Source organism: Sphingobacterium sp. GW821-FHT03E03 (assembly GCF_059420745.1).
In genome coordinates this window covers 123,742-142,859 of record NZ_JBWKUH010000007.1, presented here as the reverse complement: position 1 = coordinate 142,859, position 19,118 = coordinate 123,742, and the positions used below count along the sequence as shown (strand labels likewise).

Sequence of the window (19,118 nt, the reverse complement as noted above, 5' to 3'; positions counted from 1 at the left end):
TTGCCTATTTAATTAAGGGTAGCTTTTTTAGAATGGATCAGGTGGCACATTCGGAATAGTCTTCGTTATGAAAAAAATAAAATAATAGAGCCGCAGCTTAGTAGCTATTAGCTTCTAATCCCATGTGTAGGATCGGATATTTTTTACCTTGTCCGTCCAATGCGGATCTTTTAAGAACTTTAAATCCCATATGCTTGTAGAAATTCACGGCTTGGATATTTTGCTCATTTACATCTACGTTAGTCACTTCTAAATGTTTTATTGCATGATCAATGAGTTGTTTTCCAATTCCTTTACCACGAAAATCATTGTGAATAAATAACATTTCTAGGTTCTCTCCAGAAATCCCCATAAACGCAACTAATCCCCCATTTTCCTCATACCCCAACAACGTAACATGTTCAAAATAGGTTGGAATTTGCGCCTTATAATAATTAAAATCCTCCTCTTTCAGAAAATCATGTGTATTCAACACAGCACTCTCCCATATTAGAATCAGATTTCGATAATCACTCGTTTCAATTTTTCTAATCATACCTGTAAATTTTGAAGGGCAAAGGCCAGATTTTATTTGTGCAATATACCGCCCAAGTAAAAAAGCACCCCGTACGTTCATTATAATTTAAAATAAAATTTTATAGAATAAAATTACAATTATAGCTATATTTCCTAAAATAAATTATTTCTATGGCAAGATCCACAATATTCTTTCATAAAAAAACTTTATTTTTTAGCTTTTTAACATTTGTTTTTAGCCTAAACACATTTGCGCAACAAGTATCCAAAAACTATTATACCACGCTGTCTGAGGGGTGAAACTTATGAAAGCCCCAGCGAACAAGCAAATATCCTAACGACCGTTACCTAGGGTTCTAAAGTGACCTTCAATAATTCGGATGCAGAAAAGTTGACCATGCTAGACAATTCAGTGGTCGTAAATGGAGCAAGAACTTTTTGGATGAAAGCAACACATAATAATGTCAGTCTACATTCTTCGCTAGGGCAACTTACACCTATAGAATTTTTAATGAAATATGGAAAACAGGAGAATTTCCCAACATTCCAACGAGATAATAACAATAAATTCGATTGGAATTATTTAGTTTTGAATATAGCTAGTTAGAGTGAGAATACATCTGCACTCAAAAAAATGACACTTGGTTATGTGACATTAATTCTATATTTTGAAATATGATAAACCTGAATTACACTATTTTTCCCTTTCTCATCGGTATTTTAGCATACTTTAGCCCAGTAATGGGGAAAGCTCAAATGATATCTTTTTATCAGGTTACACCAGTTGAGATCCCAGGCTATTTTACAAAGACAATATTCCCATTCAATCCAACATTTATGAAGGGGAATAGGGTAAAAAGTGTAACCCTCAAAAGTCAAGAAAATGGAATTTCCAATCATTATACATTTGATTCCAACGGTCTTCTGGAGAACATAACCATGAGCCGATACAATCAAGAAAAAATAGATACAGTTTTTTATACCGCATATCACTATCAGACAAATGGACTTGTTACTAGAGAAGCAAGGATTGATTATCATAGTGGCATCGTAACAATAAAGGTATATGGATATGATGAAAAGAAACGAATTGACAATATCAGAATCTTTTCGTTGAACGCACAAATACCCAATAGAACACAAAATAATGATTGGATGGGAGAACCAGTTCCTGGTTTGGATCAAATCATTCTCAAAGGATCATGGCCTGATGAAAATCTGTTAAATAACATGATCAATGAAAATAAGTTTTCCTCCTGGCGGTATCGTTACTTTACAGAAAACAATTTTGAAGCTGAGGAACGTACGGAATTCTTCGATTTTGTAAAAAATGGAGGTGGTCAAGATACCTGCCACCAAAAGATAACATATTATTATTTTAATAATCATCCTATTGTTCAATTTCTCCATTCTGGTTGCGCAGCTAAGACCATCCCCTCCGAACAATACGAATTTAAAGATGGACTGCTATTAGCAATCAATGAAACCGATGCTAGTGTTGAGCCTAGAAGTGAAAAATATACCTATGACAACAACAAAAATCTGATATTGATGCAAAATAGCTGGAATGGGCAAAAAGTAAGTGAACTGATCATGACCTATAATAAAAAAGGTTTTCTAACAACAATACAACGAAAATCTGAAACGGCTAAAATGGCTCATTATTTTGAAGATCGTAGCCTCGATCTGAATTACACCTTCTTTTGAAAACTTGTACCGATATTCTGGGAATTCTATTTATCGAATTGTAAAAGGGATATCACGGATTGTAAATAGATAAGATTTAATTTTATAGTAGTCATTAATTTTAGACCTATAAAGGCTGATGCTATTTGTTCAGCCCTTTAAACCTTAGGCAAAATGACAACAGCAAACAACGTTCAGGCAATTGCAGAAAAAATTAAATCCTTCGCAATGGGATTTATTGGCGCATTTTTTTTGGCTCTTGGAGTCAGTTATTTTAGTGAGCAATCATCTTATAGAATCCCAAGAATATTACTTCCTGTTTATGAATTTTTAGGAAATATAGGTTTAGCAATCGGCTTACTTATATTGGGAGGTATACTTTTATATAGTGCTTACATCAAATTTAAAAAATACGGTGGCAGACCGGTTATCATGCTGATTGTTCTACCCCTGTTTACACTACTAGCTTTTGGTTTAAATACATTCTTCAACAATAATCAGTCTGGCAAAAAAGGGTACAGTGCGCAAAATAGACAAGCGACAGAACAGGTAGGAAATGCAAATCGTCCCGAGTTAAACAATGAGAAAGCAGAAAAATATTTGGATAAACTGGAAAACCTATTCGCTGAAATGACCAAGGCTAAAGAGGGTGCTGATGAAAATAGGTTTAAGCTCCTGGAGACACAGTTTTTAGATCTGGGTACTGAATTAGCTATTATTATCCCAGAAATGGCTAAAACAGATCAATATCCAAGCTTCATACAGTATAACGCCTATGTATCAAACAAGATCCATAAGATGCGAATGAACTAACAGACTCCTAGCATAGTGATTGAAACGAATAATGTTTCAAACAAAAGTTCTAGCGCTTTCAGTTTAAGATATACATTTTCCTATGCTCCCGACCAGGATGAGAGAAATGATAAATACAGGGATCTTACATTAAAATTAGAACCAGTGTAGGATCTTTTTCGCTAGATGGGATTGAACGACAGATAGACCATGAATTGATCATTGATTAAAACAATACATAAACAAAACCTTCATGCTCTTATAAGCACCAACAGCCATGAAAATCAACTGAAGGTCCTTTCTGACCAATAGAAAACAGACACTTTCACAAAAAAAGGTTTTCAAACGGGGAGAATGAAAACCTTTAAATAACCAATTATAAACCTAAATTATGATAGTACAAATATAAAGATCTAAAATCATAAAAACAAAATATCTACTAAAATAGTAGACATTTTGTTTTCTTTCTGTTTTCATTCATTTACACGCATGCTGTTTTCGAGCTAAAAAGAACAAAAAGCTACGACAGACAGAATAAACGGTTTACATTAAAATATTATTTTCAGCAACAATAGGTTGCGGTAGCGAAGTCTCATCCAACATATCACGCATATCAATTTCGATCATTCGGCTAATTTGCGTAATCGGTATATCATTGGCACTACCTTCAAATGGGTTGACTGAGCTCTCTCCTATGGTATCCAAAACATGAAATGCCCATGCTACGATTGTAGAAAACAAAACATTAAGCCAAATGCTATATCCTTCCAGAAACGTCCCCTCGCCCAATTTATCATACTCCCGGAGCAAACCAAAAGGCAATAATAAAATAAACACAAACATCAGATAAGTCGTAACCGATGCGAAATTGCGCGGATAAGGAAAGTTTTTGATACGCTCGGCTTTTCCCTGATCATCGATCAGCCTGATGATCCCCTGTTGCAGCTCCAACCATTGAATATCATTGATATGCCCCTCTTTTTTTAGGGCTGCAACTTGTTCCGACTGTAATGCCAACAATTGGGTTGCCCTATTCTTTTTGGACAGAATATAAGTGAGTTCCTTTTCTTCCAGGTAGCCCCCCAACACTTCCTCCAACTTGCCATCCCATTCAGGAATACGATAATGTGTACGCAGAAATTCTTGATTGCTCTTACGGCTGGTATTTTCCCAATTACGTGGTTCCCTAAGTTGGTATCGCAATGCGGTAAGCCAGGCAAAGTGCCGGTAGAACACTTGTTTTACAATCGGATCCTGCTTTCCACCGGCTGTATCACGTACCAGAAATGCTAAATTACGACTGTCGTTAATCACGCTGCCATAGATCTGCCTCGCTTCCCAAATACGCCCATAACTCGCATTATTTTTAAATCCGACAATGAAAGCCAACCCTGTTCCCAACAGGGCAAGGGGTTGCCAGGGTAATGCAAGAAAATGCCAGCCAAAATAATATAAAGCGGTAGGGACTGTAGCTATTAAAAGTATCCACAAGGTATCGCGGAAAGTCCATTTGAAAAATTCCTGGGGACTGTATCTTCTTCCAGTATGCATAGTCTATTTGATAATATGTTCTCTTGAAAATACGAAATATTATGCATTAATCAACTGTCATTCATTAAGATCCACTGTCCTTCTACAGCATACTTTATTGAATACAGTTGTACCCGATTCAAGTATTATGATCTATCCGTATAACAGTATAGACGGTTGAAACAACCAATTGTCCCTGTCTTTTTCTTTCGTCCGATAGGATTATTCAGCTGTAAACAGGAACAGCTCGATGCTTGACCGGTATATATTGATCTTATCCTGTTATAAACTCAATCCCAGTGTAAACGCGACACCTTTTGATTGTAAGTCCACATTCCCATATCCTATTCCCGTTAGAGGTATCTTAACAAAAGGTTTTATGCCTATATTGATCTTGTTGCTGATTTTCTTTTCAATCGATATCGAAAAGTCTGCTACACCAAAAATATGCTGGTTCTCTCCATTGACCTCATAGCTTACACTTTTTTTATCTCCGTAACTGCTTTTGGCTTCATAGACTGCCCCCTTTTTGCCTCCATAACTAGCTTCACCTTCATAGTCAAATGTATATTTTTCCTTTAGCATAAAATAACTGGACAGACCAGCACTGACATTAAACTTTACCTTTTTACTTTTCAATACCGTATAATTTGCTGTCAGGGGGACATCGATCACATCACATACGGCACTGACCTGGCTAGGCAACTGTGTCAGTTGTGGTGGATTCGAAGGAGAATAAAAGCTGTATGCTGACTTATAATTCTTCTTGGCATAGATAGCGCCAACAGAAACACTCACCCCTTTAATTAGTGGATAGGAATAAGCCAAACCAACGTTCTGACTTAAGGAAGATTTACCAGCACCTTTTACACTCGTTAGATCAGGTCCTGCCAGAAGTGTTAACACCGACGGTTCTCTTTTTGGCACACTGGGCTCCTCAATCTGCTTCTGATTATACAACGCTGCTAACCGATCTCCTGTTGTTTCAACCGGATCTATGGATAAGTTAAAACGTGGTAGTTTCCCAACTTTAAATTTCATTTTCGGAACTGTAAAATCGGTTTTTGTATCGATCCGCCGCATGATACCATGATTTGTTTCTGGGAGCGCTGCTATCGTATTATTTTGTATCAGCTCCCCACCAGTTTTTTCCCCCAGACTAAAATCAATATCTTCTTTCAAGCCGGATTTTATATTTTCCGTTTTTCCCAGAGGTGTTCTCCGTGAAAGATCATGCTGAATAATCGTATCCCCTACCTGCTTCTCAGATTTATTTATAGCAGCGGATTGACCAGAATTATCCATTTTTTTGCTTTCTACTGGTAGATCCTTATTCCAAATAAAAAAAAGAGCGAGAACTGCGGCGGCTGCCGTAGATAATGCTATAAGGAAATACAATGTTGACTTTCTTTTATTTCGATCATTGTTCAATCGAGACTCCATCTCCTCCCAATGCGATTCATTAAAGTCAAAATTGGCTTCATCGAGACCTTCTCTAAAGATCTCATCAATCTTGTTCTTGTCCTTTTCCATTATGTATTCTCCCCAGTTTTACCTTTTGTCTCCTCTTGACTTTTCACCATTTCAGCAAGTCGTCCACGGGCCTTATGCAAATTGGATTTTGAAGTTCCAACCGCAATACCCAACATGTCACTGATCTCTTCATGTCCATACCCATCAATCGCATAAAGATTAAACACTGTACGATAGGCCGGCGGAAGCTGATGTATCATCAGTAGCAAATCCTCGTAATTCAATTTTTGAGTTATCGTATCATTATCGGCAATAGCATGTTCAACCACAGCAATATCGACCAGGTAACCCTGTCTAATTTTCGCGCGATAGAAATCTATTGCCGTGTTTGTCATGATTTTTTTTATCCAGGCAGATAAAGGCTTTTGATAATCATATTTGATTATATTTTTAAATACTTTAAAAAATCCCTCGTTTAAAATACCTATTGCATCTTCTTTATTATCGGCATATCGTAAACATATACCCAGTGCCAGCGCATAATATGTGGTATAAAGATCTTTTTGAGATCTACGGTCCTCATTTATGCATCCCTTAATAATATGGATAGATTTTTCGTCAACTTCTTTTATCGCCACTCGATATTGTTGCTTTTCTTTTGATAAATATAGTATAAAATGTAGTACGATGAGATAATAGGAAAGGTTGCCTGCAATTAAAAAAAATATTTTTTTAATTGCAGGCAACCTTTTCCAGAGCATGGTCGTAATGCCTAGTATCAACAATTAAAATTTAGTATTATGGAACTCAACCCAAAAAATGTAAAAACAGCCCTAGTGGCCGTCCTCATGTTATCCCTATTTTCGTCTTGTTCTAAAGATGACGATAAAGCTCCTGAGGATAAAAAGAAAGGAATACAGACAGCTGAAAATGTTCAATTTGGTACCATTCTGACTGATGCTAATGGGAAAACGCTCTATTTCTTTTCAAATGATACAAAAGGCCAGTCAACATGTACAGGAAATTGTCTATCCACATGGCCGGTTTATCATAACAATGAGACAAGTTCGGATATGAAGATCGATAAAAGTCTTCTAGGTGAAATTACGAGAGCTGATGGTAGCAAACAAAGTACTTACAAAGGTTGGCCACTATATTATTATGCTGGAGACAGCCAATCTGATGCCGTAAAAGGGGATGCTGTAAATAAAATCTGGTATGTCGCAAAGCCCGATTATCTGCTCATGGTTGCCAATGCACAACTTATCGGGCATGATGGGAAAAACTATTTGGGAGATTACACAGAAGGTACGGGCAGCACCTTGTATTTAACCGACGATAAAGGCCGAACACTTTATGCCTTTAACCCCGACAAATTCAATAAAAATACGTTTACCAAACCCGATTTCAGCAATGATGTGGTCTGGCCGATCTATCAAATGGACAAAGGAGCCTTACCGTCCCTCATAAAATCGGCAGATATTTCGGTTATCGATGTTTTTGGCAAAAAACAATTGACTTTCAAAGGATGGCCTATGTACTATTTTGGTCAAGATCAACAACGTGGTGACAACAAAGGAATTAGCTTTCCTCGCCCCGCAGTATGGCCAATCTTGAATGACAAAACAACTATTGCACCTGCTAGCTAAATTCTAGTTTATGAAGCTACAATGATTTATTCGAATACACGGCCAGGTGAACTGGGTCCGAAGCATTCGGACGAGTCCCTGAATAGCAATAGCAGATAAAAACATGTAAAAAATAAAGCTGATAGCTTCATCAACTTCGAGAAAAAAATGATACAGATGAAAAAACTAAAAATAGCTAGACCACTCATCCCGAACAATAAGTTCACGTTTACTATTGCGACTATTGTTGTAATAGCGATTGCACTTACAGGATGTACAAAAAAACAAGCCGAGGAATTATCTCCTGAACCTCCGGGGCCGGAAGAAGTCACCGTGAACAATGTATCCTATACAAATTTTGCAAAAGCACTTTTTGAAACCAAATGCAGGTCATGCCATACCGCAGGACGACCTGCCAGTGCACGTTGGGAATTTAACGGATATAACTCGGTCAAAGATCATATTACAAAAATTAACAACGTCGTATTGGTGACCAAAACGATGCCCATCGGGGGCACCTTGACAGCCAAAGAAATAGAATTGCTGGATGCCTGGATCAAACGCAATACGCCGGAAAACTAATGCAAAACTCATATGAATAAGATACATATATACAGTATACTCCTGTTTTTGCTCGGGAGTAAGGCGACATTTGCTCAGCAGACAAATTCCTTAGTCTCCAAAGCTGCAACTATTTCTTTTTTCAGCAGCGCCCCCCTGGAAGATATAGAAGCGAAAAGCAGTTTAGCGGGGTCCGCCCTAAATATCAAAACAGGAGAGATTATCTTTCGGGTAAAAATTACTTCATTCCAATTTGATAAAAAACTGATGCAGGAGCATTTTAATGAAAACTATATGGAGAGCGATAAATATCCGCTCTCTGAATTTAAAGGTAAGATCGATGAATGTGAAAAATTAGCCAAAGACGGCACCTACAAATTGAATGTTTCAGGTACTTTACAAATCCATGGTGTCGGTAAACCCTATTCTACCGCTGCGATTTTCAATGTGAAGAATGGTGCAATAAAAGCTATCGCAGCCTTTGATGTCAGACTGGCAGACCATAAAATCAGTATTCCCTCAATCGTCGGAAAGAAAATTGCAGAGGTCGTGAAAGTAAAAATAGAAGCTGCTTATAACTAATAATTATTCCATTCAATTATGAAAAGTATACTAGGCATAGTGCTATCTATTATTTCGCTGAAAGTAGTTGCACAGGAAGATCTCGATAAAATGATCAAGCTTGAAGGGCCAAAGAACGAAAAAGTTACTGCGACATTTAAATCGGGCAACTTAATAAATCTAAAAACTACTGAAACCATTCATCGAAATGAAATGGACTTCAGAGTAGATCACCGGTTTGGAGATATTGGAGGAAGTGCCGGTGGAGCGAAAAATTTCTTCGGTCTTGACAATTCAACAGATATCAGGATCGGTTTTGATTATGGTTTAACAGATAATATCAACATTGGAATCGCTAGAGCGAAAGGCGCCACAGAAGTCAGACAGCTCTATGAAGGTAATATCAAATACCGCTTTGTTGAACAGACTATAGACAATAGTGTGCCTGTTTCGATCGCCTTTTTTGGAAGCACAGTCGTATCCGCGATGGAGGCTTCGGAAGAAAAACATTCGCTGGCAAGTTTCGAACGATTCAGCGACCGTCTGAGCTATGTGACGCAATTGATAATTGCCAGAAAATTCAGTTCGAATTTTTCTCTTACGGTTGTCCCTTCCTACCTTCACCGTAATTATACAGCCTATAATGACCAGAATAATATGTTTGCAATCGGTATTGGTGGTAGGGCGAAAGTCAGTAAACGGATAGCATTCGTTGCCGACTATTTTCTTCCCTTCCGTCAATCCTCGAAAAAGAAATACCGCGAAGAGCTAACTGGCCAACGCTACTACAATGCTTTAGGAGTTGGTTTGGAAATGGACACAGGTGGGCATATTTTTCATCTCAATTTTACAAATGCTACAGCGATACAAGAATCACAGTTTATCAGCGAGACCAACAGTTCATGGCGGAAAGGGCAATTTAGATGGGGATTTAGTATTGCAAGACGTTTTAATTTTAACAAAAAAGAGAAAGGATAAAATCGGTAAACACGCTGTACTATTGTCTGCCATCAACGACATTAGTTTAAAGCTGAAATATTATCCCCCAGACGATAGCGATCTAGGGGATAATATCAATTAGAAACTATTCGACTATTCAATGCAGATGAGAGGCATTCCTTTGAACAGCTACTTAAATATTTTTAAGTGTGGTGTACCATTGGTAGCCACCATTTAGTCTGATTTTTATTTTCTCGGGTTTCGCAGAGCGTATGGTATACTTGATCAATTTACTGTCTTTCCATTTCATGTCGACCGTGTAATTGCCTCTCGCTTTGAGCCCTTTCACTTCGCCATTTTTCCATGCATCGGGCAAAGCAGGCAACAGATCTATACAGCCATCGTGACTCTGCAAAAGCATTTCCGCAATACCAGCTGTAGCGCCGAAATTGCCATCGATCTGAAAGGGAGGATGTGCAGAAAATAGATTCGGATAAACACCTCCACCACCTCCCATATTATTAGGGTCAGCTACGGGTTTTAGCATTTCCCGGATCAATTTGAACGCTCTGTTTCCATTATGGAGTCTTGCCCAAAACAAGGTCTTATAAGCGATAGACCAGCTCGTACTATTATCTCCTCTTACCTCAAGCGTCTTCTTTGCAGCTTCCGCAAGTTCGGGAGTAGATAAAGGCGTGATTAATGGTGCTGGATAAACCCCATATAAATGGGAAACATGGCGATGGGTCGGTTCGATCTCCTTATAATCCTGCAACCACTCCTGTATACGTCCATCTTTGCTGATCACTCCAGAAGGAGGTATCGCCTGTAGCAAATTTTCCAAATCCTGTCTAAACGCATGATCAATTTTCAGCTTTTTAGAGGCTGTGATCACATTAGTAAACAGCTCCCGCACAATCTGATTATCAATGGTTGGTCCCATACAGATGCTCGCTGTCTTTCCGTTAGCCATATAGAAAGTGTTCTCCGGCGAAACTGAAGGGGAAGTAACCATCCAACCTGTTTTAGGGTCTTTCACTAACACGCTTTTATAAAATTCCGCAGAACCTTTCAGCACAGTATAGATATCTTTTAGATAGTTTAAATCATTTGTAAACGCATAATGACCCCATAAATTGCTACATAGCCATCCTGAACCCGCATTTGATGCTCCCCATGACGCACTCTCGCCGGGCTCTGTAAATCCCCAGACATTGGTAATGACATGCGCAATCCAGCCATCAGCATTATAGTAAGCCTTGGCGGTTTTCTTTCCCGGTTCAACGAGACTTTTCACCAATTCAGCAAGTGGCAGATTCAGCTCAGATAGATTGACCACCTCTAGCGGCCAATGATTCATCTGTACATTCACATCCAGGTGATAATCCCCATTCCATGGTGTGTTGATCTCCTGTGCCCACAGCCCCTGTAAATTGGGGGGCAGCAATCCTACCCGGGTGCTGCTGATGCTCAGGTATCTCCCATACTGAAAAAACAAAGTGGCAAGTGACGGATCATTATTGAAATTGTTGTAGAAATTGGCTATCCGACGGTCTGTTGGCAAATCTGCAGCTGTCCCTTCCCCAAGATCAATATAAGCGCGTCTAAAGAGTTTGCTGAATGCAGCTATATGACTGCGTTTTTGCAGATCATAACTTTTTTTCATCGCTGCGGACAAAAACTGACCTGTCTTTTCTTCAAAGGCAAAGCCCTTGAAATCAGTTCCAGCAGAGACGTAAATCAACACCTCAGTAGCATCCTCAATAACCAGATTATTATTTTCCGGACGGATAGTTCCGTCTTTCAATTTCGCCTGTACCCGAGCCAGATACTTCATCCCCTTACCATCGGTACCATTATTGAGCTGGCCGGACATCTGCAATTCGTTGCCCACCGTATTAACCTGATAACGCTCAGGTCTATTCATCGCAATACGACAATTGAGCTGTCTGGGCTTGTCTGCTGTCAACCGAATGACATCGACATCATCGTCAAAACTTGTAAAATACTCTCGTTTATAATTTACACCATTACGTGTAAATGTACAGTTCGCAATGGCTTGGTCCAATAGGAGCTCGCGACGGTAGTTCTCAACTTTTTGTACCTCTCCATGATCCCCCTTATAGGTGAAATCGATTTGCAATGCACCCATTGTTTGAAATTTACCCCACCTTTCTCCTGCTGAGCCTTCGCCTTTACAGACAAAATTGCTGTTTACCAATGCTTGCGCCTCATCATTTTTGCCCTGTAAAATAAGTTGCCGGATAGCCGGAAGACTTTTATAGGCCTCATAATTATTGGCATCCTGTGGACTTCCAGACCATAAAGTAATATCGTTCAAGACTATGCGCTCCTTTATAATACCACCATCAGGTGTCATTCCCAATCTGCCATTGCCCAGCGGTAATGTGGCCTCCCAAATTTCCGCTGGTTTATCATACCACAATTTTAAGGGCTTTTGCTGGGCAGATACAGTTGTAAGAGCGAAGCAGCAAAAATAAAATACAGTTAACAGTTTCTTCATGATATATAGTGTTTCAGATCCCTCATTTTGTTGTAAAAAGCTAGTTAATCTCCATAAACCTTAAATTCATAGATATTGGCAATAGTCTTGTCTTTTGCAGGTAAAACTGTCAATCGTACCCATCTTGCTTTGATATTGCCCTCATCAACAAAACAAGGAATAGATATTTTAGCGTTGTTGGTTTTATCTGCAAAAACAGACCATTTTACATTATCGGCGGAATACTCAATTTTGTATTGTGCACCTTTCTCTACGAAATCCGTAAAGGTTTCACATCTTTTGATTTTCTGTACAGCACCAAGATCTACAACCAGATGCTGCTCGGTACCATCAGCTTTTGGACTCCACTTGGAAAGACTATTGCCATCAAATGCACCAATCAAGCTATGTCCTACCGGATCAGCAGGTGATGTAGCAGGCATCCATCCGGACAGCAATTGACCTGAGGCCGGAGTGTAATTGAGGACAAGGTTGTCGAATCCAGCAAAATTAAAGCCCGATACGTAACCTGCCGCGCCAATTGAATAGGTATCATCCTGTACGTCAACAACGAGTTGGCCGTCTATGTAACCTTTGATATTGCTTCCTTTTCCGGTCAGCTTCAATTTATGCCATTTACTGGCATCCACATTTCCACTTGCAAGTATATTTTTCTTTGTCTGAAGTTTCCATGTGCCATCTTTATAGATATTAAAACGATAGCCGAATGGAATATTTGATTGGTTAGCTTTATCGTAGGCTCCTCTCAAAATTAGCCCGGCATAACCTACTCCATTAAAGGCATCATTTTCTACAAAAACATCAGAGGATATCTCGCCCTGCTCCCATTCCGTATTTTGTGCAACAAACGTATAGGCACATTCATCCGGAATCCAGTGCGTGATATCGTTTACGAGCAGTTGTCTTAAGTATTTATTATTCCCTTCAGATTGCGCCAATTCAAAAGCACCCGAGTTGTCATAAAAGTATTTTGGCGAAAGCGGAGCTCTTTCTAAAGAGTAATTATCAAAATTATCACTGTACTTTGTTGGGAAGGCTTTTTCTTTAGGAATATTGTGCGCTCCCTTTTGCTGACCTGTCGTCGTCGTAATTGTATAAATACTCTCCGGATCAACAGCTAATGTAACTTCTCCGTTGACTACTGAAACATCTTCCTGTTGTACAAACTGGTTTTTGCTGTCCGACTTCCACACATGCAGCTTGTCCTTAGGAAGATCAGCGATATTGAATGTTAATTTCTGCTCCTCTGAACCACTGACCACGACTATACTATAGTCATTGCTGCCATCCATATTTTTATAAGTACAATAAGCACCGTCACCACTGAATTCACCGCAGCCGCTATCTAGGTATTTCCATCCCGGTTTGGCAAACTGGTTAAAATGTGCTACTGCCCAGATCGTTGGCCACACCTCATAATATCCTGACCAAGGTGTAGTCCCTTTCATCAAACCTACATTCGAAAAACAGGAAATATCGGGCATTGAAGCAATCGGACACCACATATTTACTTTCACAATTTTCCATTTGATGTAACACCTTAAAATGTTTTTGGCTAAATAGGTCGTATTTCTCCATGATGCTCCGGGCAATGAAAAGTCTTCACCAGACCATAAGGGTAATTCTGTCAAAACCGAATTCGGATTTGGTTCCTCACCTCTATGTCCCCACATATAGGAGTCCGGATAATGATAGCTGATCGATGAAATTGTATTTCTGAACACCGAGTCTTTGACCAACAGATCACTAATCTCCCATGCTTTGCCAGCACCTTCGGGTGCATTTATTTTAATATCTTTAAAGCCATTTCGATCGAGTGTAGGTCTTAAAACATTGACAATCCAATCTCTGTTATAATCGCGTTCATTCCAACAACCTGAAATATACTTCATCTTGAGTCCCCAGTGTTTTGCACCTTCAATAAACTTGACCAAGTAGTCTGCGTTATCCTGTGACCATACCCCTTTAAACCATCCGGGCATACTCCATTCTAGGGCGTCAAGTTCTATATTCGGATTTCGATTTGCTGCTTCACGCATTAGCCAGTACTCAAATCCACGATTATAATGAGGCTTTTCCATTTCTGCCCTTGTTCGTGCAAAACTAGGCTCCGAGCCACAGGTTGTATTACCATCTCCCCCAATTTCTGTCTTAAGGTAAGTAAAGCCAGCACCGAAATTTGGTTTGAACAGGTAATCTAATATATCGCTTTTGGATTTATCGGCATAATCTATTAACAGCCTTGAGGAGGAGCCTGCACTGACAGCGCCGACCCCGTCAAAAAGCCGTCCGCTACCTTTTCCGTCGACCTTAATTAGTTTAGATGAACCAGCATTCGTCTGTGCTAAAGCGGCACTGACTGCAAGAGCTAAGTAAAGTGTTGTAAGTGTGTTTTTAAACATAGTTGGTTTCATTGTATTACCTGTTTGAATTTTATGTAAGTTTCAGGGCAAAATCTGACGGTTTCACCCTGAATATTCTTGTAATAGCGCATGCTAAAAAATGGTTATTATTTTGAGACCCGATCACTTGTCCAGAATGTCAATTCACCCATTGTGATAAATGTGCCTCCGCCCCAAGTGTCCAGTACTTTAATTCGGATATATCGCGCTTTAGGCGTTTCCGGTGGAAGTTTAAATTCTTCGCCTGCTTTTGCATAGTTGATATCACCTTCTGTTGTTTGTCCGACCGGTAATCCTGAGGGTTTTATGGATTGACATTCGGCCAGTTTTGTCCAGCTTGCCCAAGAACCATCCGAAGCAGGATTATTGCTGCCCCAGATTTCGAATTTCTTCACATTCTCAGCCCTAAAGATACGGTCTGCAGCCTGCCAGGTTCTAAAGCGGCTGATAGAAACAGATTCCCCCATATCAAAAGTAAACCATTGTGAAGGACCCTCAGTGGACGCGAAGCCTGTACCATCGTAGTTTTTATTCCAAAGATATTCCATCAGCCAACCCCAATTATCCCGAACATCTGTAGGAAGCGAATAGACCTTAAAGTTTGCCTTATCTACTTCTCGCTCAAATACTGGAAGTGCTACCTCACTCGGTGTTATAGAGAACTCATCTATTGCCTTGGGTTCGGGTAAAAATATAGATTTGTAAATAAGCTTAGTACCGTTCTTAAAGCCCGAAATCTCTGTTTTTAAACTTCCTCCCGGAATCACCACGGTTTGGGTAGTACCAGTTTCAGTAGTATATTTTAACTCAATGGACTTTTCACCCTCCAATGGAGAATTCCAGTCAATAAAGAGCTTGCTTCCATCCAATGAATAACTTAGCGTTTTCAACGTTCGGTTAGATAATACCTTTAGGTAATTATCCCCATACACCATACCAGTTCCTTGTTTTACTATTGATTTAGCTTTAGGCCCGGTGTATGTATATACATCAAAAGAATAGGTACCCTGAGAAAGATTATTAATCAACAGATCAACAGTATCTTTGCCAGTTGTTTTTATAACGTCTACTTCTGTCGAGTCTGCATGATTATTCCAGAAGGCCTTAACTTTGGTTATCAGTGGATCATTTCCCAAAACAACTTGTAATTTAATTCTGTTATTACCACCATGGACGAGCACAGTATCTGCTCTCCCTGGGTAGTAAATTTCGCCATCCTTTGTAATTTTTTTATACGCATCTTCTTTGGTACAGGAACTCATATATAATCCTACAGTGACAAGGAAGAAACAAGTCAGATATTTAGTCATTTTCATATTTTAACTATTAATTATTATTACACTAAATTTCTATTGTGGATTCCCCCACAGCGCTAATTCTGTAAAATTCACATAAACTCCATCTGACCAATTCCGCAAGGTTTTAAAGCGGATATACCTTACTGCGGGAGCATCTACAGGAATGCTGATGGTCTCCCCCTCTAGTGCAGCTTCAATATCAGCATTAGAATTCTGTCCCGGTGGCAAACCTGATGGTTTTATCTGTTCGTGTTCGGCTAATAATATCCAGTTGGTGAAACTGCCATCAGGGCTCGGATTGTTGGAACCCCATATTTCCACTTTTCTTGGATTATGAAGATGAAAATACCACCCTTGTCTCATAAACCAGACTAAACGGCTCAACTTAGCAGTTTGCCCCATATCAAAGGTAAACCATTGTGGCATACTTACCGGGTCAATGGTATGATAAGCTGTTTTATTACTTACATCACCATCAAAAAGATATTCGACTTCATTTCCAGGATAATTTTTCGCATCTGTACCATTAATATTTAATCCTTTCATTTTTGTTCTATCCAATTGTGCTTCAAAGAAAGGCTTTAAAGTTACATAGGTAGTATCGGATAAATTACCCCAACGATCCCGTACCATCAATCCAAATCGGGTTTCTATTGCAGCGAGATTTCTTGCACCGAAAGTTCCTGTTTTTAGCTTCGTATTCAGCGTTTTCAATGGCGCAAAATTGCCCAGTTTATCATTTGCTAAAATAACTATGGCTACATCCGATTCAGTCACATTCTGATAACCAACATCCAACCCTCCAAAAGCAGCACTAGCTACTAGTTTTTGTTTAACAAGCTCAAAAGGTGGTGTTTTGGGGTGCACTTTTACAAGCAATGGTACAGAGACATTTTCACTTTTATCCACGGCATATAACCTTGCTTCGTAAACATCCGTATCGGCAAACCCTTGTAAAACAACACTATCCAAATACCTACTAACCTTGGTGTTCCGAACGATCCCTTGTTTCGTCGTATACTCGGCCCTTATATACAACAAATCATCATCTTGTGGCAAGCTATAGGTTATTTTGGCCGCCCCATTTAAATTTTCCACCTGCGCGTTGCTCACAGGCCCTGGAGCCTGCTTATCACTTTTATCCATTGTCCCCACCTCCGTTTTACGACAGGATCCGATCGTTCCGACGAACAACAATCCTGCATATAACATATATATTAATCGATTCATTTTTGTTCTTTTCTAATGATTGATTTTGAATAGTAAGTTTTACCTAGCTTTTGTTACCAGCCTCCATTTTGAACCAGATTCGGATTTACTAGGATATTATCGTCTTTTATCGGCCAAAAATAATCCCTCGGACTGTTAAAACTTTGATTGAATAATAATATCCTTCGGTTATAATCGGCATATTCTGACCGAATCACATCCCAGCCATAAATGGGCTGGTTCAGAATCTCTCCAGCCTTTTTCCAGCGTCTGAGATCCCAGAAGCGGCTGCCCTCAAAGGCCATTTCAATTAGACGTTCCTGTTGTACAATCTCTCTTAAACCATTTTTATCGGCGTATTTATTTGGATTCTTAGAAAAGTTAGTCCAAGAAGACTCAACGGATTTAAGCCCCGCCCGGTCTCTTACCATGTTAAGGTATTCTAATGCAAGCGCCTTATCGTCTGTCTCATTTAATGCTTCAGCATAGAGCAAATAAAGATCCCCTAGCCGCACCACAGGCCATGGATAGCGTTCAACAACTACATTTATCGGAGTTGCAACCATTTTCCAGTTCACCAGTTTCTTGGTATAATAACCTGTTACCGAATAAATACGGGTTTGTTTTTTCCCAGAATGTTGTCCTGATTTGGCCTTAATGTTAAAATTTGCATTTTCCATATACCATGTCGATCCATCAAATGCCATATCCGCATAAAAGCGAGGCTCTCTGTCAAAATGCAGACTAACAGACTGATAACCATTCTGTATCCCAAGATTTGCAGCTGTTGCAGTCCGCAGTTGGAATCTATTGGCATAGTCCCAGGTTTTATCTTCTGTAATAGGTACACCATTTTCTGTATAAAATAATTCAGCCATTTTCAAGGTAGGTGCGAGTTGCCCCTTTAAGCTTGGATTAGCTACATTTGGATCTAGTTGTGGACTGGCATAGAGTTGTAAGGTCCAGGTGTCATCTGGCTTAGTCGTTGTCCCCCAAATCAGCTCTGTATTCCATCTTTCACATACAGCGTTACGGATGCTCATTTCCGTTTTCGTGAAATCATCTACCGGCTTTCCCGGTGAATTAAAGCGATACAAATCTATATCCGCTTTTTTAGCTGCCGCGATGGCTAGTTTACATGCCTCTGCTGCTCGTTCCCATTTTTTCTGATCATAGGTTGCATTAAATAATGCTCTTCCATCCCGATTCTTGATATTGGCAAAATCTGGATTTCCATTGAACAAAGGACTTGCCGCAGTAACAAGTACTCTGGCTTTAATTGCCAGGGCGATAGGTTTGGTTATTCTACCCAGTTCTGTACTTTGGTCTAATATTTTTTCCGGTAGCCCCACACTTCCCTCACCTGCAGCAGCCTCATCGAGTAGATTAACAATATAGTTTACAACGGAGTCTGTAGACTGTCGGCTTACCTTTACCTCATCCGGCAAGGCATTAATTGGCAAATTTTTATCAACAACCGGAATAGGACCATACATTCTGAATAAATACCAGTGAAAATAAGCCTTCAAAAATTTGGCTTCAGCAATCCAGCGGTCTTTCATATATGGCTCCACGTCTTTAACCCTATCAACATTTTCTAAAAATATATTACAGTTCCGAATACCATTCCACATGGATTTACCGTCAAAACTATCCCAATAATTCATTTCGGGCTTATTTCTATTTTGAAGTCCTCTAGCAATATTATACGGAGATAAGGTCGAATAATCTTCTCCGGTGGGCATTGGCCAATAAATCCAAAACTCGTCTCCAGTGTTCATACCTGGATTCATTTCCGGATGGCCTTCCCGAGGCAGACCATCATAACAGGTAAATAAAAACTTCTCTGCTTCATTGCGGTTGGCAAAAGCGTGATCAATGGTAGAGACATTGTCTGGAACCACATCAAGAAAATTTTTCTTACAGGAATTCATCATAAATAACAGCAAAGCCGCCGAAAGAGTAAAACAAATCGTATATCTTTTCATATTGAATTTCT

15 protein-coding genes are annotated in these 19,118 nt (G+C 39.4%); 6 read left to right on the top strand and 9 right to left on the bottom strand.

Going from position 1 to position 19,118, the window contains the following annotated elements; all coding sequences use genetic code 11:
• Positions 1-97: 97 nt before the first annotated feature.
• Complete coding sequence (locus tag AC07UV_RS11025) at positions 98-535, bottom strand: GNAT family N-acetyltransferase (protein ID WP_495183761.1); 438 nt, start codon at positions 533-535, stop codon at positions 98-100.
• Between the two features lie 656 nt (positions 536-1,191).
• Here AC07UV_RS11025 and AC07UV_RS11020 point away from each other — a divergent pair.
• Positions 1,192-2,223 carry a hypothetical protein gene (locus AC07UV_RS11020; protein ID WP_495183760.1) on the top strand — a complete coding sequence of 344 codons (1,032 nt, stop codon included), beginning with the start codon at positions 1,192-1,194 and terminating at the stop codon, positions 2,221-2,223.
• Positions 2,224-2,376: 153 nt separating this feature from the next.
• Positions 2,377-3,015, top strand: coding sequence for a hypothetical protein (locus tag AC07UV_RS11015; RefSeq protein WP_495183759.1), 639 nt, complete (start codon positions 2,377-2,379; stop codon positions 3,013-3,015).
• 522 nt (positions 3,016-3,537) lie between these two features.
• Here AC07UV_RS11015 and AC07UV_RS11010 read toward each other — a convergent pair.
• The 3 genes from AC07UV_RS11010 to AC07UV_RS11000 all read right to left on the bottom strand — a co-directional run bounded on the left by AC07UV_RS11010 (position 3,538) and on the right by AC07UV_RS11000 (position 6,779).
• Positions 3,538-4,545, bottom strand: a complete 1,008-nt coding sequence (locus tag AC07UV_RS11010; protein WP_495183758.1) for a bestrophin family protein — start codon at positions 4,543-4,545, stop codon at positions 3,538-3,540.
• A 261-nt stretch (positions 4,546-4,806) separates the two neighbouring features.
• Positions 4,807-6,057 (bottom strand): outer membrane beta-barrel protein, encoded by a 1,251-nt coding sequence (locus AC07UV_RS11005; protein ID WP_495183757.1) that lies wholly within the window; start codon positions 6,055-6,057, stop codon positions 4,807-4,809.
• Positions 6,057-6,779: an RNA polymerase sigma factor gene (locus AC07UV_RS11000; RefSeq protein WP_495183756.1), complete on the bottom strand. Its 723-nt coding sequence runs from the start codon at positions 6,777-6,779 to the stop codon at positions 6,057-6,059. Before AC07UV_RS11000 ends, AC07UV_RS11005 begins: the two co-directional genes overlap by 1 nt.
• An 18-nt stretch (positions 6,780-6,797) precedes the next feature.
• On the opposite strand from AC07UV_RS11000, the gene AC07UV_RS10995 reads away from it, so the two are divergent.
• The 4 genes from AC07UV_RS10995 to AC07UV_RS10980 all read left to right on the top strand — a co-directional run bounded on the left by AC07UV_RS10995 (position 6,798) and on the right by AC07UV_RS10980 (position 9,725).
• Complete coding sequence (locus AC07UV_RS10995; protein WP_495183755.1) at positions 6,798-7,646, top strand: hypothetical protein; 849 nt, start codon at positions 6,798-6,800, stop codon at positions 7,644-7,646.
• A gap of 156 nt (positions 7,647-7,802) precedes the next feature.
• Positions 7,803-8,207, top strand: coding sequence for a c-type cytochrome (locus tag AC07UV_RS10990; RefSeq protein WP_282256018.1), 405 nt, complete (start codon positions 7,803-7,805; stop codon positions 8,205-8,207).
• A 12-nt stretch (positions 8,208-8,219) separates the two neighbouring features.
• A complete protein-coding gene (locus AC07UV_RS10985; RefSeq protein ID WP_495183754.1) occupies positions 8,220-8,768 on the top strand; it encodes a YceI family protein in 549 nt (182 codons plus the stop codon).
• Positions 8,769-8,786: 18 nt separating this feature from the next.
• Positions 8,787-9,725, top strand: coding sequence for a DUF5777 family beta-barrel protein (locus AC07UV_RS10980; protein ID WP_495183753.1), 939 nt, complete (start codon positions 8,787-8,789; stop codon positions 9,723-9,725).
• A 154-nt stretch (positions 9,726-9,879) separates the two neighbouring features.
• Here AC07UV_RS10980 and AC07UV_RS10975 read toward each other — a convergent pair whose 3' ends face one another.
• The 5 genes from AC07UV_RS10975 to AC07UV_RS10955 form a co-directional block, all read right to left on the bottom strand.
• Positions 9,880-12,210 carry a glycoside hydrolase family 95 protein gene (locus AC07UV_RS10975; RefSeq protein ID WP_495183752.1) on the bottom strand — a complete coding sequence of 777 codons (2,331 nt, stop codon included), beginning with the start codon at positions 12,208-12,210 and terminating at the stop codon, positions 9,880-9,882.
• A 44-nt stretch (positions 12,211-12,254) separates the two neighbouring features.
• Positions 12,255-14,624 carry a discoidin domain-containing protein gene (locus AC07UV_RS10970; protein ID WP_495183751.1) on the bottom strand — a complete coding sequence of 790 codons (2,370 nt, stop codon included), beginning with the start codon at positions 14,622-14,624 and terminating at the stop codon, positions 12,255-12,257.
• Between the two features lie 95 nt (positions 14,625-14,719).
• The gene (locus AC07UV_RS10965) at positions 14,720-15,928 is read right to left on the bottom strand and encodes a DUF4998 domain-containing protein (RefSeq protein WP_495183750.1); all 1,209 of its coding nucleotides are present in this window, start codon (positions 15,926-15,928) and stop codon (positions 14,720-14,722) included.
• Between the two features lie 33 nt (positions 15,929-15,961).
• A complete protein-coding gene (locus AC07UV_RS10960) occupies positions 15,962-17,140 on the bottom strand; it encodes a DUF5000 domain-containing lipoprotein (RefSeq protein WP_495183749.1) in 1,179 nt (392 codons plus the stop codon).
• A gap of 53 nt (positions 17,141-17,193) precedes the next feature.
• Positions 17,194-19,107: a RagB/SusD family nutrient uptake outer membrane protein gene (locus AC07UV_RS10955; RefSeq protein ID WP_495183748.1), complete on the bottom strand. Its 1,914-nt coding sequence runs from the start codon at positions 19,105-19,107 to the stop codon at positions 17,194-17,196.
• Positions 19,108-19,118: the final 11 nt, after the last annotated feature.

Bases quoted from the DNA above. Each gene is read 5' to 3' on its own strand.
- AC07UV_RS11005 (WP_495183757.1), bottom strand. From the start codon at position 6,057: ATGGAAAAGGACAAGAACAAGATTGATGAGATCTTTAGAGAAGGTCTC.
- AC07UV_RS10975 (WP_495183752.1), bottom strand. From the start codon at position 12,210: ATGAAGAAACTGTTAACTGTATTTTATTTTTGCTGCTTCGCTCTTACA.
- AC07UV_RS11010 (WP_495183758.1), bottom strand. From the start codon at position 4,545: ATGCATACTGGAAGAAGATACAGTCCCCAGGAATTTTTCAAATGGACT.
- AC07UV_RS11015 (WP_495183759.1), top strand. From the start codon at position 2,377: ATGACAACAGCAAACAACGTTCAGGCAATTGCAGAAAAAATTAAATCC.
- AC07UV_RS10960 (WP_495183749.1), bottom strand. From the start codon at position 17,140: ATGAATCGATTAATATATATGTTATATGCAGGATTGTTGTTCGTCGGA.
- AC07UV_RS11025 (WP_495183761.1), bottom strand. From the start codon at position 535: ATGATTAGAAAAATTGAAACGAGTGATTATCGAAATCTGATTCTAATA.
- AC07UV_RS10970 (WP_495183751.1), bottom strand. From the start codon at position 14,624: ATGAAACCAACTATGTTTAAAAACACACTTACAACACTTTACTTAGCT.
- AC07UV_RS10955 (WP_495183748.1), bottom strand. From the start codon at position 19,107: ATGAAAAGATATACGATTTGTTTTACTCTTTCGGCGGCTTTGCTGTTA.
- AC07UV_RS10990 (WP_282256018.1), top strand. From the start codon at position 7,803: ATGAAAAAACTAAAAATAGCTAGACCACTCATCCCGAACAATAAGTTC.
- AC07UV_RS10995 (WP_495183755.1), top strand. From the start codon at position 6,798: ATGGAACTCAACCCAAAAAATGTAAAAACAGCCCTAGTGGCCGTCCTC.
- AC07UV_RS10985 (WP_495183754.1), top strand. From the start codon at position 8,220: ATGAATAAGATACATATATACAGTATACTCCTGTTTTTGCTCGGGAGT.
- AC07UV_RS10980 (WP_495183753.1), top strand. From the start codon at position 8,787: ATGAAAAGTATACTAGGCATAGTGCTATCTATTATTTCGCTGAAAGTA.
- AC07UV_RS10965 (WP_495183750.1), bottom strand. From the start codon at position 15,928: ATGAAAATGACTAAATATCTGACTTGTTTCTTCCTTGTCACTGTAGGA.
- AC07UV_RS11020 (WP_495183760.1), top strand. From the start codon at position 1,192: ATGATAAACCTGAATTACACTATTTTTCCCTTTCTCATCGGTATTTTA.